The organism is Bradyrhizobium sp. 195 (assembly GCF_023101665.1).
In the GTDB taxonomy this organism is placed as follows: domain Bacteria; phylum Pseudomonadota; class Alphaproteobacteria; order Rhizobiales; family Xanthobacteraceae; genus Bradyrhizobium.
The window spans coordinates 2464067-2478338 of sequence record NZ_CP082161.1 but is presented as its reverse complement, the minus strand read 5'-3'; the positions used below and the strand labels follow the sequence as shown (position 1 = coordinate 2478338).

The following is a 14272-nucleotide window of genomic DNA, read 5'->3' as shown; positions in this document are numbered from 1 at the left end:
ACGACTACCGCATCTTCGCGTCAGCTATTTGGCATTCCCCGTCGTCTTCTTGGCCTGCTCGACGAACTTGTTGGTGAAGGTCTTGCTGACGTCGATCTTGGCATTGGCCACCTCGGGCGAGCCGACGCTGAACACCGAAAGCACGGCGTCCGCGCCCTTCGGATCCATCTTCCCGGTCTCGGAGTACATCGGGATCGTGTTCTTCAGCGCGGCGAGATAGAGGTCCTTGTTCTTGCCGACCGTCTCTTCCGGCATCTTCGCCATGATCTCCTCAGGGCTGTGCGAATGGATCCAGGCGAGCGTGGCGAGGATCGCGTTGGTGAGCCCCTGCGTCTCCTTCTCGTGGCTATTGACCCAGGCCGCCGTCGAGTACAGCGCCCCGCCGGGATATTCGCCGCCGAAGGTCTCGAGCGTGTCCTTCTGCGTGCGGGTGTCGGAGAGGATGCGCAGATCCTTGTGGCTGCCCTGGAGCACGGTGACGGAGGGATCGAGCATCACGGCCGCATCGATCTGGCCCTGCTCCATCGCGGCGACGGCGGTGGCACCGAGGCCGACGCCGATCACAGCGGCGCTGGTGGGATCGATGCCGTTCTTTTTGAGCATGTACTTCAGGAAGAAGTCGGTGGAGGAGCCCGGCGCACTGACGCCGACCTTCTTGCCGGCGAGATCCTTGACCGACTTGATGTCGTTGGTTCGCGAGGGCGCGACCACGAGCACGAGGCCGGGATAGCGGTCATAGACCACGAAAGCCTGCAGCTCCTGCTTCTTGGCGGCCAGATTGACGCAGTGGTCGAAATAGCCGGACACCACGTCGGCGCTGCCGCCGAGCACGGCCTTGAGCGCGTCCGAACCGCCCTTGAGGTCGACCAGCTCGACATTGAGGCCGGCCTTCTCGTATTCGCCGAGTTGCTTTGCCAGCACCGTCGGCAGATAGCACAGGCAGGAGCCGCCGCCGATCGCGATGGTGACCTTGCTTTGCGCCGCGGCAAAACCGGTGGTGAGCGTCAGCGCGAGCAGCGCGCCGGCGAGCCTGGCAATCGTGTTCTTCATTGGTTTCCTCCGTTCGGCCGGCGGCACCATAAAGCAGCAGGGCTGGCTTGAGAAGCGCTGCCGGAGGCACTGGCCATCGGCCATTCGGCGCAATAGCATGCCCAGACAAGAATAATTCTCGATGGGAGGATCATCCATGAATCGCTTTACAGCCGGGCTGTCGATTGCCGCCGCCTTTGCCGCCGGATGCGGCGCGACCCATTTGCTCCGGCCGGCACTCGCCGCCGAAAATATCACCGCGCAGATCATCCATACCGGCGAGATGGAGGGCGATGCGCTCGGGTCTGCCAATGCCGTTGGCTTCCGCTCCAAGATGTTCGCCAGCGCGGACGGCGCCACCATCTCGATCCAGGTCGGCAACGTGCCCAAGCACATGCATCCCAACACCAACGAGATCCAGTACATCCTGGACGGCACCGGCACGATCTGGCTCGGCGACAAGGAGGTCACGGTGAAGCCCGGCGACCTCGTCATCATCCCCAAGGGCACGCCGCACGGCGGCACCAAGCCGATCAGCGGCCAAGTCAAGGCGATCGCGATCAAGACCCCGCCGCAGGCGCCCGACGATACCAAGCTGCTGGATTGAGCTTCCTTCACCTCTCCCGCTTGCGGGAGAGGTCGCGCCGAAGGCGCGGGTGAGGGCTCTTTCCTCTTGGAGGCTCTCGCAAGTGGAGACACCCTCTCCCCAACCCTCCCCCGCAAGCGGGGGAGGGAGCGCACCCTGGGTGCGGCTCGCAATCCGAAACCAACTTGCGCCCCTACCCCCGCCCGTCCGTCGCGGCCGGCCGCCACACCAGCAGCCGCCGCTCGACCAGCGTGACGCCATAGTCGATCAGGATCACGAACGCCGACAGCACGAACATGCCGGCGAACACGCCGGCGACGTCGAACACGCCCTCGGCCTGCTGGATCAGGTAGCCGAGCCCGGCCGCCGATCCCAGATATTCGCCGACGACCGCGCCGACCACGGCAAAGCCGACCGAGGTGTGCAGCGAGGAGAACATCCAGGACAGTGCCGAGGGCCAATAGACGTGCCGCATCAACTGCCGCTCGCTCATGCCGAGCATGCGGCCGTTGTCGAGCACGGTGCGGCTGACTTCCTTGACGCCCTGATAGACGTTGAAGAACACGATGAAGAAAACCAGCGTGACGCCAAGCGCGACCTTCGACCAGATGCCAAGCCCAAGCCACAGCGCGAAGATCGGCGCCAGCACGACGCGCGGCAGCGCGTTGACCATCTTGACGTAGGGGTCGAACACGGCGGCCACCAGCGGCTGGCGCGCGAACCAGAAGCCGACCAGCACGCCACCGGCTGATCCGATCACAAAGGCCAGGATCGATTCCGTCAGCGTGATGCCAAGATGCTTCCAGATCACGCCGGACGAGAACCACTTCACGATCTGGCTGAACACGTCGAACGGATTGGAGAAGAAGAACGGCGGCAGCAGGATCTTGCCGAACACCGGAACGGTCGACAGCACCTGCCACAGCACAATGCAGACGACCGCAACCAGAATTTGCAGCGCAAGCAGCGTCGGGCGCGACATCAGACCGCCTCCGCCGCGTGCGTGGACTGGGCGTAGCCCTTCATCACCTCGTCCTTGAGCACGCTCCAGATCTCGCGATGCAGCGCATGGAACTCCTTGTCGAGCCGCACCTCGAAGATGTCGCGCGGGCGCGGCAGGCTCACGCGCCAGTCGCCGATGATCCGCGAAGACGGCCCGGCCGACATGATCACGACGCGGTCGGCGAGCGCGATCGCCTCTTCGAGATCATGGGTGACGAACAGCACCGCCTTGCGGTCGGCGTTCCAGAGATCGAGCAGCAGATTGCCCATCACCTGGCGCGTCTGCGCATCGAGCGGCCCGAACGGCTCGTCCATCAGCAGGATCTTCGGGTCGCGGATCAGCACCTGCGCCAGCGCCACGCGCTTGCGCTGGCCGCCGGAGAGCATGTGCGGATAGCGACCCGCGAATGCGCCGAGGCCGACGGAGGTCAGCCATTTCTGGGCGCGCGGCAGCGCCTCAGTGCGCGGCGTGCCCTTGATCTCGAGCCCGATCGCGACGTTGTCGAGCGCGGTCTTCCACGGGAACAAGGCGTCGGCCTGGAACAGGTAGCCGGCATCCCGGTTCAGCCCCGCGAGCGGCCGGTCGAATATCTTGACGTTGCCGGCGGCAGGCTTCAGCAGCCCGGCCGCAACGTTGAGCAGCGTGGATTTCCCGCAGCCGGTGGGGCCGACGATGGCCACGAACTCGCCCTGCGCCACCGCGAGATGGGCTTTCTCCACCGCCGTATAGACCCGACCGTCCCCGAGCCGGAACGCGACCTTGGCATCTTCCAGCGCCACTGCCGTGGGCGTCGACATCTGTTTCCTCCGAAATTCGCTTGATGCCTTAGCCGCTCGCGCGGCCAAGTTCAATCAAGCCGCCAAGCGTGCTAGGCATGGGTAAGGAAAAAATGAGCCCCATCCAATGCCCTCGAAGCTGGCGATCAGCTACCACCACGTCACCAAGAGCTTCGGCCCGCTCAGGGCCGTCGACGATGTGTCGCTCGACATCGCCGAGGGCGAATTTCTGGCCGTCGTCGGCGGTTCGGGCTCCGGCAAGACGACGCTGCTACGGCTCGCCAACCGGCTGATCGAGGCCGATAGCGGCACGATCACCGTCGAGAGCGAGAACGTGCGAGACGTTGATCCGGTCGCGCTGCGGCGCCGGATCGGCTACGTGTTCCAGGCCGGCGGGCTATTTCCCCATTTGAGCGTCGCCGACAACATCGGGATCACGCCAAGGCTGCTGGGCGCGCCGGCAGCGGGTATCGCGACACGCGTCGACGAGCTGCTGGAGCTCGTGCAGCTCGATCGTGATGCGCACCGCGACCGCCTGCCGGAGGCGCTCTCGGGCGGTCAGCGCCAGCGCGTCGGCGTGGCGCGGGCACTCGCGGCGAAACCCCGCATCGTGCTGATGGACGAGCCCTTCGGCGCACTCGATCCCCTCACCCGCGATGCGCTCGGCGACGACTATCGTTCCCTGCATCGCAAGCTCGGCCTGACCACCGTGATGATCACCCATGACATGACCGAGGCGATCCTGCTCGCCGACCGCATCGCCGTGATGCGTGGCGGACAATTGCTCGCGCAGGGCACTCCCACCGAGCTTTCGAACAGCAGCGACGCTTACGTGCTGGAGCTGCTGCGTACGCCGCGGCGCCAGGTCGAGCGGTTGAACGCGCTGCTGCCAACGAGCGGTGCGGCATGAGCCTGCTCGCCGATCCGCGCTGGGGCGAGGCGCTGGCGCATCTGCCCGATTATCTCGGCAACCATGTGCGGGTAAGTCTCGCCGCGCTCGCGCTCGGTCTCGCGGTCAGCCTGCCGCTGGCGATCCTGACGCGTAACCGCCCGGCACCGCGAGCCATCCTGCTCGCAATCGCCAGCATCGTGCAGACGGTGCCGGGGCTGGCGCTGCTCGCGCTGTTCTATCCGCTGCTGCTGCTGGCCGCATCCGTCACGCTGGCCTGGTTCGGCGTATCCTTCTCGGCGTTCGGCTTCCTGCCGGCGATGCTGGCGCTGGCGCTCTATTCGATGCTGCCGGTGCTGCGCAACGGCATCACCGGGCTCAACGGCATCGATCCCGCGCTGATCGAGGCCGCCAAGGGCGTCGGCATGACCGCGCGGCAGTCGCTGCTGATGGTCGAGCTGCCACTGGCGCTTCCGGTGATGATGGCGGGCATCCGCACCGCCGCGGTGTGGGTGATCGGCACCGCGACGCTGTCGACGCCGATCGGGCAGACCAGCCTCGGCAATTACATCTTCGCCGGGCTTCAGACCCAGAACTGGGTGTTCGTGCTGTTCGGCTGCTTTGCCTCGGCCCTGCTGGCGCTTGCCGTCGATCAGCTGCTCGGCCTGATCGAGGCCGGCCTGCGTCACCGCAGCCACGCCCGCACCGCGCTCGGCGCGGCCGGCATCGCAGCGCTGGTCGCCGCAACGCTGGTCCCCTCGATGGGGCGCTCGTCGCAGGGTTATGTCGTCGGTGCCAAGACATTCGCCGAGCAATATGTGCTGTCGGCCCTGCTCAGGGACCGCCTTCAAGCCGTCGGCCTGTCCGCGACAGCGCGCTCGGGCCTCGGCTCCAGCGTGATCTTCCAGGCGCTGAAGGCCGGCGACATCGATCTCTATGTCGATTATTCCGGCACGCTTTGGGCCAACCAGCTGCATCGCACCGATATCAAGCCACGCGCCGAGCTGGTCGCCGAGCTGAAGACGGCGCTGGCCAAGGACAACATCACTTTGCTCGGCGAGCTCGGCTTCGAGAATGCCTATGCGCTGGTGATGCCGAAAAAGCGCGCCGAGGCGCTTGGCGTCCGTACCATCGCCGATCTCGCGGCACATGCATCGAGCCTGTCGATCGCGGGCGACTATGAATTCTTCTCGCGCCCGGAATGGGCCGCGCTGCAAAAGGCCTATGGCCTCTCCTTCCGCGCCCAGCGCCAGATGCAGCCCGATTTCATGTATGCGGCGGTTGCCAGCGGCGAGGTCGACGTGATCGCCGGTTACACCAGCGATGGGCTGATCGCGAAATACGATCTCGTCGCGCTCGAGGATCCCAGGCACGCGATCCCGCCCTATGATGCCATCCTGCTGCTCGCGCCGAAGCGCGCCGCTGACGAGAAGCTCGAGGCAGCGCTCAAGCCCCTGCTCGGCAAGATCGATATCGCCACCATGCGTGAAGCGAATTTGCGCGCCAGCGGCAACGACGCGAACTCGTCGCCGGATGCGGTGGCGAAGTGGCTGTGGGAGAAGGTAGGCGGGCGATAAATGCGCGACCCGTCATCCTGAGGTGCGAGTGATGGGGCGCGGAGCACCCCATCGGGGGCCTCGAAGGATGCACGGCCCCGTTGCCGATACAGCCGGGCTGTCGCCCTTCGAGGCTCAGCAAGCGGCTTACGCCCTGCTGAGCACCTCAGGCTGACGGTCGGAGCGCGATGCAGAACTCGTAGCAACCATTAAAGGCTAGGCGACTTTTTCGGTCCAGGGCGTGCCGCGTTGTACGACAGTATTGGCGTAGATCAGGAGTTTCCTGGCGCAGGCGATTAGTGCTGCGTTGTGGACTTTGCCCCTTGCCATGAGGCGTGCATAGAGCGCGATCAAGGCCTTGTTCCAGCGGAAGGCAGCTGGAAGGGCCGCGGCGAACAGGGAGCGCCGTAGGCGGCTGCGGCCTCCGGCGATCTTGCGCTGTCCTCTGTGCTGTCCGCTGTCGGAATCGAAGGGAGCCAGCCCGGCCAGGGCTGCGGCTTGCTCCCGGCTGACGCGTCCGAGTTCGGGCATGCGGATGACGATCGCCAGCGCCGTCCGCTCGCCGATGCCGGGAATGCTCAGCACCAGCTTGAGCCGCATGGCTAGGGCGTCGTGGGCACGAAGGCGCTTGGCAATGTCACGAATCTGCGCGGCCTTGCGTGCCTTCAACCGGGCGATGTCGCTGTTGACGATGCGTCGCAACGCAGGCTCGTCGATGTGCTCGAGACGCGTCTTGAAGCGCCGGATATCTTCCTCGATCTGCTCAAGGAAGGTCAGATAGTCGGCCAATTCCGTCAATCGCGGATCCGGCGCGATCTCAGGGGGATCGAGCGCCGCAGCACAGGCGGCGATCAATACGGCGTCGAGCGCATCGTTCTTGGCCCGGCGCAAATGGACCTTGGCGAAGGCCTTGACCTGAAGCGGCTGCAGCAACAGCACGGTAAAACCGGCCGATCGCAAATGCTCCACCACGCCACGTTCATAGCCGCCAGTGGCCTCGATCCCGATCCGCGTGACGCCGGCCTTGGCCAGGTTTGCTGCCAGAGCGCGCCAACCCGGTAAAGCATTGGCGACCTGCCAGCGTTCGGTTCGACCATGAACCGCGATGTCCAGTTTAGCCTTGGACGTATCGATCCCGGCCGTCGTTATGTTAGTCTGTGTCATCTTCGTCGACCCTGCCTTGTGAAGCGAACCAAGTTGTTCCGGCAACCATCCGGGTCCGATGAAGGTGCTGACGCGATCACGCTACGGGGCAGCCACAAACTGCTCTGGGTGGGCTCGATCCGATCGCCAGCGGCCTGTCGCGGGGTGCAAACCGCGGCAGGCCATTCCTCATGGAACGGGTCGAGAATAAACGATCGCGCTATTACAAGGGTGGGCAAAGGCGCGTAAGCGCCGTGCCCACGATCTCTTCAATGCGGTGAGAGATGGTGGGCACGCTCCGCTTTGCCCACCCTACAAGCTACGTAGCGATCGGGACTACAGCCCTCGGATCATCCCCGCGTCGATCAGCAGCCGGTTCAGCCGCCGCGCTTCGGCGCCGTCCTTGCAGCTGTAGAACATGCCCTTGCAGCGGAGCATGATCTCTCGCTGCTCGGCAAAGGACGGATCGAGCGGGATGCCGGCGGCCTCCTGGATGACCAGCGGCAGATAGGGGCCGTCGATCGTGTCCATCACGGCTTCGCTTCTGACTGGCGCGAAATTGACGGCGTCGATCGCATAGTAAGTCGCATAGAGGCGCGGATCGTAGGCGTCGAGCTTCTTGCCGATCGCGCCCTCGTCGAGCCCGGGCTCGAGTATAGCAGGCGCGAACTCCGGCTGATGATCGCCGTAACGCACGATCAGGAATGGCTCGCCGGGGAACGTCTTCTTCAGCCCCGCGACGAACGCCTTGTACTGCTCGGCGCTCATCGCCTGCCGGCGCAGATATTCGTCGATGGAGGGCACGTTGCCCGGCGCGCGCCAGTTCGGCAGCAGGTCGGGGCGGAAGCGTGTCTCCCAGGGGAAATGATTGGCGCCGAGATAGATGAAGGTGAAGAGCGGCTTGTTCGGCGGCTGCTGGCCGATCAGCTGGAGCACCTTGTCGTAGAAGAAGCTGTCGGGCTCGACATCCTTGGCACCGAGGTCCTTCGAATCGAGGAAGCGTTCGATGCCGGTCGTCAACTGGAAGCTGCGGGCGGCCATGAAGCCGCCATGGGCGGGATAGAGCGACATCGTGTCGTAGCCACAGCGGCGCAGCGCCAGCGGCAGCCCGCGCTCGACCCGGCTCGAGGCGATGCGCGTCACGAAATAAGCGAAGCGGCCGAACGAACGCGAGGAAAGTCCCGCGAGCACGTTGTATTCGGTGAACCAGCTCGGCCCGCCGTTGCTCTCGGCGAGGAACGTGCGCTGCTTGCCGTCCCAGGACCTGAAGTGATCGCCATAGCGCGGCGGCACCTTGATGCCCCGTGCGGCGCGGATGTCGAAGCTGGATTCATCATGGATCATGATGATGTTCGGCCGGCGGCCCGCGGGATGGCAGGAATCGAGCAGCGGCATGTTGAGCCGCTCATTGGTCGAAGCGGCCGATTCCATGAAGCCGTATTGCACGAAGTCGGAGACCGAGCTGACGCCGGAGCGGAAAAATTTAGACAGATAGCCATCGTCGTAATAGCCGCGCCAGGCCTCGTCCGGATGATAGAGCGAATAGCCGACCAGTGCGGCAAGACAGGCGAGCTTGCAGGCGAACGCCGGCAGGCGGCGGATACGGAACGGATCGAGCCACCACAGCGCATACATCAGCGGCAGCGTGACGAGGCCGGCCAGGATCACCGACCAGCGCAAATTCGGGAAGATCGTGAACAGGAATGCGACGGTGTCGCGGTCGATCATCATCAGATCGATGAAGTTGACCGTCATCTGCACCACGTCGTGCTTGAGCCGCGACAGCAGCACCAGCACGACGACCATGGTCAGCGACAGCGCGCCTGATAGCGCCGGCCGGCGCAGCAGCGTGATCCAGAAGAAGTTGAGGATGCCCCAGGCGAGCGCAAAGGAGAGGCGCGAGCCGAAATCGGTCTCGGTCTGGTACATCAGCGCGAGTGCGGCCAGATGCGGCGCGGCAACGGCGAGCAGCCGCCAGATGCCGAGCGCGGCGACGCTGGCGAGGGCGGCGGTGGCGGCAGAAGGACCTGGATTAGGCGCGGACGCCATCGACGACACGCAACAGCTGGTCCGGCGCAATTTTACCTAGCCGTCTGGCCGGCCTAGCGACGGCGAGGGCATCCGGCGCAGCCGGAAGCCTGCACCGTGTCATAAAACTGTAACGGAACCATCAAGCACAAGCAACGCGTGCCGTGATCCGAGTTTCGCTTATTGTTAGTGAGCGGCAGCAGCGACGCTAGGGTTTGGCAATCCCCGCGATGAAGAGGTCGAGCACCCCCTCCGCCATCCGCTCGATCTCGCCCTCCTCCACCCCCCAACGTGGAAAGTGGCCATCGAGGTTCATCCGGGCGAAACCGTAGACCAGGGCGCGGCCGGCGATCTGGATGCGCTTGAGGTCGGCCGACCGCAGCAGGCCCTGGTCTGCCGCTTCAGCCAGCATCTGCTCCGTCAGACCGATCAGCTCGGCATTGTCGCGGGTCAGCTCAATGGAGCTGCCATGGGCGAAATAGCGTCCAGTAGAGATGATCTCGAAATGCGAAGGGTTTCGCATCGCCCAGCGCAGGTAAGCGAGACCGAAGGCGCGGAAGCGGCCGAGCGGGTTGGTGGCCGATGCCTGGTCCAGCGCCACCTCGATCTCCACGCGAAAGCGCCGCTGCGCCTCCTCGGCCACCGCGGCCATCAGCGCGTCGCGGTTGGGGAAGTGCCGGAACGGTGCCCCCGGCGAAACCGCGGCCCGGCGTGCGGCCTCACGCACCGAGATTTCGGCACCCTCGGCGGCGAGTTGCAGCGCAGCATCGATCAACACGCGGCGGAGGTCGCCGTGATGATAGGGCCGGGCTTCGGAGCTGTTGCGGCGGGCGCGCGGCTTGGCCGTTTGTCGGGCGGGCATGGAGGGTTTCTAGCATCACCCGAACGTGAATGTAAGCAGCGATTACACCATTGACCCCGCCGCCATCCCGAAATGTAATCGATGATTACATCAGGGAGGAGATTGCCATGTCACAACGTCAAGGCTGGTTCGAGGGCTGGCGGCTGCTTGCCGTCCTCTCATTGAGCCTGATCATGCTCAGCCTGTGGATCGCCTCGATGCGGCAGTTCGAGGTCGAGGGCGTGCGGATGGTGATCCGTTTCACTGCACGAAGCTCGCTGCTGCTGTTCTGCCTTGCCTTCAGCGCCGCGGCGCTGGCGCGGCTGTGGCCCAATGCCTGGACGCGCTGGCAGCGCCGCAACCGCCGCTATCTCGGCTTGAGTTTTGCCGCTTCCCACGCCATCCACGCGGTCGCGATCGTCGCCTTCGCCAGGATGGATCCAGCCGGCTTCGCTGAGGCCACTTCGCCCGTCTCCTACATCTTCGGTGGCATCGGCTATGCCTTCATCATCGCGATGAGTGCGACCTCGTTCGATCGCTCGGCCGCACTGATCGGACCCCGCGTCTGGCGCGCGCTGCACCTTGCGGGCGGCTATTACCTCTGGTTCCAGTTCATGGTCTCGTTCGGCAAACGCGTGCCGGCGATGCCGCTCTACACCGCGTTCCTCATTCCGCTCCTCATCGTGATGGCGTTGCGCATGATCGCAATGGCCCGCCACCCGCGTGGACAGACCGTTGCGGCGGGCTGAAGAGCCTGCCTTACTGTGGCAATAGCCCGAGCCGCTTGGCGATGATCCGGTCGATCGTCCGTTTCGGCAGCACGGCCCCGATCAGATGGCGAACCGGGTCAGGCGTGATCTGGTAGCGCACCTTGGGGCTTGTCGCAGTCAGTGCCTCGAACACGATTTCGGCGATCCGTTCCGCCGGAAGGCCCTTCGCGCCGAGGTCCATCATGAAGGCCATGACCTTGTTCAGCGCCGGTAGATAGGGCGAGTTCTGGTAGACGGACAGATCGATCTGTTCGGCCTTGCTCCAGATCGGCGTCTTCACCGCGCCGGGGGCGACGATGATGACGTCGATGCCGAACAGCATCAATTCGCGGCGCAGGCTTTCCGACAGTCCCTCGACAGCGTGCTTGGAGGTGCAGTAGGGCGCCGATAGCGGATTGCCGTTCTTGCCCGCGACCGAGCTGATCATCACGATCCGCCCCTTCGGCCCCTTCAACGACGGATCGGCCCCGAGCAAGGGCCCGAACGCCTGGGTCGCGATGACGGGACCCATGACGTTGATGTCCATCTGGCGGCGGAAGTCATCGGCCGACAATTCGAGGACGGGACCGGCGACGGCGATACCGGCGTTGTTGACGAGACCCGCCAGCGTCTCGCCGCCCAGCGCCTCGCGCACCTCTCGTGCCGCGGCGAGCACGGCGGCCTCGTCGGTGACGTCGAACAGCAGCGGCGCGAAGTTCGCGCCGAACTCAGCCTTGAGCTTCTCGGCATCGGCCTGCTTGCGGACGCTGCCGAACACGCGAAAACCGCGTCCGATCAGAAATTTTGCAATGGCCCAGCCGATGCCGGTGGATGCGCCGGTGACGACGACAGATCGCATGGTTGCCCTCCCCTCAAGGTTCCCGCGATCATGTCGGAAAACGGCGGTGGTGCGAAGGGGGAAGCGCAGAGCCGGATCCAGAAGCCGCACTGGACCCCGGATCAGCAGCGCACCACTGACGTGATGCGCTGCGTCCGGAAAACGGCGACTTAGTTCTTCGACTTGTCGACCAGCGCGCCCTTCTTGATCCAGGGCATCATGTCGCGCAGCTTGGCGCCGACTTCCTCGATCGGATGCTGGGCGAGCTTGGCGCGGGTCGCCTTGAACGAGGTCTGGTTGACCTTGTTCTCGAGCATCCAGTCGCGGGCGAACTTGCCGCCCTGGATGTCGGCGAGAACGCGCTTCATCTCGGCCTTGGTCTCGGCGGTGACGATGCGGGGACCGGTGACGTACTCGCCATACTCCGCGGTGTTGGAGATCGAGTAGTTCATGTTGGCGATGCCGCCTTCGTAGATCAGGTCGACGATCAGCTTCACTTCGTGCAGGCACTCGAAATAGGCCATCTCCGGCGCGTAGCCGGCTTCGACCAGGGTCTCGTAGCCGCCCTTGATCAGCTCGACCAGGCCGCCGCAGAGCACGACCTGCTCGCCGAACAGGTCGGTCTCGCACTCTTCCTTGAAGGTGGTCTCAATGATGCCGGCGCGGCCGCCGCCGACAGCGGAGGCGTAGGACAGGCCGAGGTCATGGGCGTTGCCCGAGACGTCCTTGGCGATCGCGATCAGGCAGGGCACGCCGCCGCCGCGCTGATATTCGGAGCGAACGGTGTGGCCGGGGCCCTTCGGCGCGATCATCAGCACGTCGAGGTCGGCGCGCGGATCGAGCAGGTTGAAGTGGACGTTGAGGCCGTGCGCGAAGACGAGGGCGGCGCCCTTCTTCATGTTGTCGTGCAGGTGATCGCGATAGATGTCGCCCTGGAGCTCGTCAGGGGTCAGCATCATGACGAGGTCGGCCCATTTGGCGGCTTCGGCAACTTCCATCACCTTGAAGCCGGCGGCCTCCGCCTTCTTGACCGAGCCCGAGTCTTTGCGCAGCGCGATGGCGACTTCCTTGACGCCGGAATCCTTCAGGTTGAGCGCATGGGCGTGGCCCTGGCTGCCATAGCCGACGATGGCGACCTTCTTGCCCTTGATCAGGTTCAGGTCGGCGTCGCGATCGTAATAAACACGCATGGTCGTTTCCTCGTTCAGGGCCGAAAATCGGCCATTGGTCAGTGTCCGAAGGGTGAAATTTGCGGATTTCGGGGGCTGTCTAGAGCATTTTCAGCCCTTAGGGAAACCCGTTTCTGCATGGAAATCCGCGACATCATGCATCCATGAAAACGGGGTAGAGGGAGGCCAGCAGCAGGATCGCCATCAGGATATTGAAGGCGCGGACCAGCCGCTCCGAGGTCAGGACCGGCCGCAACGCGGAGCCGAACAGGGCCCAGACCACGGTCGAGACCGTGCCGACGATCAGGCTGATCAGGGTCTGGATCGCGATGTTGAGCGGGAATTGGGCGATCGCCGCATAGGCGGTGATGGTGCCGATCACGATCACCCAGCCCTTCGCGTTGATCCATTGGAACATCGCCGCGCCCCAGAAGGTCATCGGGCCGCGGCCGTCCCCCTCCCCCGACTTGGTCGGGCCGGACATGGCAATCGCGGCGGCAAGATAGATCAGGTAGGCGGCACCGGCATATTTCAGGATGGTCTGGAGGATCGGATAGGCCAGAAACACGGAGCCAAGCCCGAGACCGACAGCGCCGACCATGAAGGCGAAGCCGAGGACGATGCCGACGATGTGAGGGATGGTGCGCCGGAAGCCGTAGGTCAGGCCCGACGACAGCAGCATGATGTTGTTCGGCCCGGGCGTGAAATACATCACGACCATGAAGATGAGGAAGGCGTAGAACAGCGACTGGGACATGTTCACCTCACGCCGTCTTCGGCAGCGGTTTGGCTAACGCCTTGGGCCGGTTCGCCAGAACCATCACCGCGATACCAACGATCACGGTGAGCATGCCGGCGAGCCGCAAGGGCCCAAACCGCTCGCCGAACACGATGCTTGAGGCAGCCGAGCCGACGAACGGCACCAGCAGCGCGAACGGCACCACTTGCGCGGCGGGATAGTCGCGCAGCAGCCGGCCCCACAGCCAATAGGCGATGCTGGTGGAGATGGCGCCGATCGCCAGCAGGCAGATGAGGCCGGTGAGCGACATGTGGATGAGCGATTGGAAGGTCGGCGCGGGCCCATCGACGATCAGCGCGAGCGCGAATAGCGGCACCGCGGCGGTGAGGCAGAGCCAAGCAAACAAGTCGAACATCGGCGCACCGCGGGCGCCGCGCAGCAGGAGATTGCCGATCGCAAAGCAGATCGGAGCGATCATCAGCACCGCGAACGCACCGACACTGAAGTCATAACCGACGGTGCCGCAGATCATGAGAAGTCCAGCCGCCGCGATGACGATGCCGAGCGTCTGCACCGGCGTCGGCCGCTCCCCGAATGCGATCGCGGCAAAGCCTATGGTGAACAGCGCCTGGCTCTGCACCACGACGCTGGTCAGCCCCACAGGCACGCCATGGGCGATGCCGTAGGCCTGCGACAGGAACTGGCCGAGGAACAGCGTGAAGCTGATCGCGACCAGAAGCGACCAGGCGACCTTCGGCTTTGGAATGAACAGGCACGGCACCGCGGCGATGGCAAAGCGCATCGCCGTCATCAGCTCCGGCGAGAATTCGTCGAGCGCGATCCGACTCGCCACGAAGGCAAGCCCCCAGATAATCGCCACCAGGATAGCGATGAGGATATCGGCCGGCTTCATTCCACCCCCTAAC

Annotated in this window: 14 protein-coding genes; 4 read left to right on the top strand and 10 right to left on the bottom strand. The window is 64.7% G+C overall.

Going from position 1 to position 14272, the window contains the following annotated elements:
• Window positions 1-24 precede the first annotated feature (24 nt).
• Window positions 25-1050: an ABC transporter substrate-binding protein gene (locus tag IVB26_RS11470; RefSeq protein WP_247971755.1), complete on the bottom strand. Its 1026-nt coding sequence runs from the start codon at window positions 1048-1050 to the stop codon at window positions 25-27.
• Window positions 1051-1186: 136 nt separating this feature from the next.
• Between IVB26_RS11470 and IVB26_RS11465 the strand changes: the two genes are divergently transcribed.
• A complete protein-coding gene (locus tag IVB26_RS11465) occupies window positions 1187-1636 on the top strand; it encodes a cupin domain-containing protein (RefSeq protein ID WP_247971754.1) in 450 nt (149 codons plus the stop codon).
• 172 nt (window positions 1637-1808) lie between these two features.
• Here IVB26_RS11465 and IVB26_RS11460 read toward each other — a convergent pair whose 3' ends face one another.
• Window positions 1809-2597: an ABC transporter permease gene (locus IVB26_RS11460; protein ID WP_247971753.1), complete on the bottom strand. Its 789-nt coding sequence runs from the start codon at window positions 2595-2597 to the stop codon at window positions 1809-1811.
• Window positions 2597-3415 (bottom strand): ABC transporter ATP-binding protein, encoded by an 819-nt coding sequence (locus IVB26_RS11455; protein WP_247971752.1) that lies wholly within the window; start codon window positions 3413-3415, stop codon window positions 2597-2599. Before IVB26_RS11455 ends, IVB26_RS11460 begins: the two co-directional genes overlap by 1 nt.
• 106 nt (window positions 3416-3521) lie before the next feature.
• Between IVB26_RS11455 and IVB26_RS11450 the strand changes: the two genes are divergently transcribed.
• Entirely contained in the window at window positions 3522-4304 is a 783-nt protein-coding gene (locus IVB26_RS11450; RefSeq protein WP_247971751.1) for an ATP-binding cassette domain-containing protein, read from the top strand.
• Window positions 4301-5860, top strand: coding sequence for a glycine betaine ABC transporter substrate-binding protein (locus IVB26_RS11445; protein WP_247971750.1), 1560 nt, complete (start codon window positions 4301-4303; stop codon window positions 5858-5860). The genes IVB26_RS11450 and IVB26_RS11445 overlap by 4 nt, the downstream gene beginning before the upstream one ends.
• Window positions 5861-6055: 195 nt before the next feature.
• On the opposite strand, the gene IVB26_RS11440 is transcribed toward IVB26_RS11445, so the two are convergent.
• From IVB26_RS11440 to IVB26_RS11430, 3 genes are all read right to left on the bottom strand, one after another.
• On the bottom strand, window positions 6056-7003 hold the full coding sequence (locus IVB26_RS11440; RefSeq protein WP_247968116.1) for an IS110 family RNA-guided transposase: 948 nt from the start codon (window positions 7001-7003) through the stop codon (window positions 6056-6058).
• Window positions 7004-7318: 315 nt separating this feature from the next.
• Entirely contained in the window at window positions 7319-9031 is a 1713-nt protein-coding gene (locus tag IVB26_RS11435) for a sulfatase-like hydrolase/transferase (protein ID WP_247971749.1), read from the bottom strand.
• A 187-nt stretch (window positions 9032-9218) separates the two neighbouring features.
• Window positions 9219-9872, bottom strand: coding sequence for a TetR/AcrR family transcriptional regulator (locus IVB26_RS11430; protein ID WP_247971748.1), 654 nt, complete (start codon window positions 9870-9872; stop codon window positions 9219-9221).
• A 107-nt stretch (window positions 9873-9979) separates the two neighbouring features.
• Here IVB26_RS11430 and IVB26_RS11425 point away from each other — a divergent pair, with 107 nt between their 5' ends.
• Window positions 9980-10600, top strand: coding sequence for a hypothetical protein (locus IVB26_RS11425; protein ID WP_247971747.1), 621 nt, complete (start codon window positions 9980-9982; stop codon window positions 10598-10600).
• A gap of 10 nt (window positions 10601-10610) precedes the next feature.
• Here IVB26_RS11425 and IVB26_RS11420 read toward each other — a convergent pair whose 3' ends face one another.
• From IVB26_RS11420 to IVB26_RS11405, 4 genes are all read right to left on the bottom strand, one after another.
• Window positions 10611-11459, bottom strand: coding sequence for an SDR family oxidoreductase (locus tag IVB26_RS11420; protein ID WP_247971746.1), 849 nt, complete (start codon window positions 11457-11459; stop codon window positions 10611-10613).
• A gap of 149 nt (window positions 11460-11608) precedes the next feature.
• A complete protein-coding gene (gene ilvC / locus IVB26_RS11415; RefSeq protein ID WP_194403842.1) occupies window positions 11609-12628 on the bottom strand; it encodes a ketol-acid reductoisomerase in 1020 nt (339 codons plus the stop codon).
• 133 nt (window positions 12629-12761) lie between these two features.
• A complete protein-coding gene (locus tag IVB26_RS11410) occupies window positions 12762-13364 on the bottom strand; it encodes a LysE family translocator (RefSeq protein WP_247971745.1) in 603 nt (200 codons plus the stop codon).
• A gap of 7 nt (window positions 13365-13371) precedes the next feature.
• Window positions 13372-14259 carry an EamA family transporter gene (locus tag IVB26_RS11405; protein ID WP_247971744.1) on the bottom strand — a complete coding sequence of 296 codons (888 nt, stop codon included), beginning with the start codon at window positions 14257-14259 and terminating at the stop codon, window positions 13372-13374.
• Window positions 14260-14272: the final 13 nt, after the last annotated feature.